Source organism: Neisseria sp. P0021.S007, from assembly GCF_051956855.1.
Genome location: NZ_JBQCXA010000222.1, coordinates 1 through 930 on the forward strand (window position 1 = coordinate 1; position 930 = coordinate 930).

Annotated in this window: 2 protein-coding genes; both read left to right on the forward strand. The window is 48.2% G+C overall.

The genetic code is table 11. The annotated features are described in order from the left end of the window. On the forward strand, positions 1–250 hold a 250-nt coding region (locus tag ACTHUR_RS12370), incomplete at its 5' end, for a DUF3290 family protein (RefSeq protein ID WP_440398775.1). A 12-nt stretch (positions 251–262) separates the two neighbouring features. After that, the gene (locus ACTHUR_RS12375) at positions 263–892 is read left to right on the forward strand and encodes a DUF421 domain-containing protein (protein ID WP_440398777.1); all 630 of its coding nucleotides are present in this window, start codon (positions 263–265) and stop codon (positions 890–892) included. Positions 893–930 lie beyond the last annotated feature (38 nt).

A 930-nucleotide genomic window follows, 5' to 3' on the forward strand; every position in this document is an offset into this window, starting at 1 on the left:
CTCATACAGCGAACGCCAAAACTTCGCTGCCGACACCTCGCGCATGGTCGGGTTTCTCAATGCTTTGATTGAAAACCAAAAAGTGGAAAAACCCGACATCAGCGTCAACAGCACGCACCTATACAACGGTATGATCGTCGGCATCAAAAAACAATACTACGAAGTCCATTTCAATCAAGACTTTTCTGCCTACACGCTCACGCCCATCAATCTGGTCAACAACAATATCGAACTCATCGATAAAGAATAACAGGACACACTCATGGAAGCATACTCTCTCCTTGCTCTCAAACTCCTTATGGGCATTTTAGGTTTGGTTCTGCAAATCAACCTCTTAGGTAAAGGCAACCTCGCCCCCACCTCCGCCATGGATCAAGTACAAAACTTTGTGCTTGGCGGCATCATCGGCGGCGTGATTTACAGCGACAGTGTCGGGCTTTTGCAGTTTTTCCTCGTGATGGTTTTGTGGACGCTTTTGGTATTGAGCCTCAAGTTCATCAAAAACAACAACCGCTGGGTCAAATCCATCATTGACGGTAAATCCGTCTGGGTCATCGTCAACGGCGAAATCCAAACCGAAGAATGTATGAAAAACGGCATCAGCGCACATGACCTGATGTTTAAGCTCCGTGCCGCCGGCATCTACGAAATCGCCGCCGTCAAACGCGCCGTCATGGAACAAAACGGGCAGCTCACCGTTATCCAATACGGCGACGAAAGCCTGCGTTACCCCTTGATTACCGACGGGCAAATCGACCATGACATCTTAGAAATCATCAAACGCGACGACGAGTGGCTGAAACAGGAACTTGACCGCCTCCATCTTGATGCCTCGAAAGTCTATATCGGCGAATATATCGACGGGAAATTGGTGGCACACCCGTATCCTTGATGGTGAAAATGAAGGTTGTGTTTGGGTAAGGTTTATTC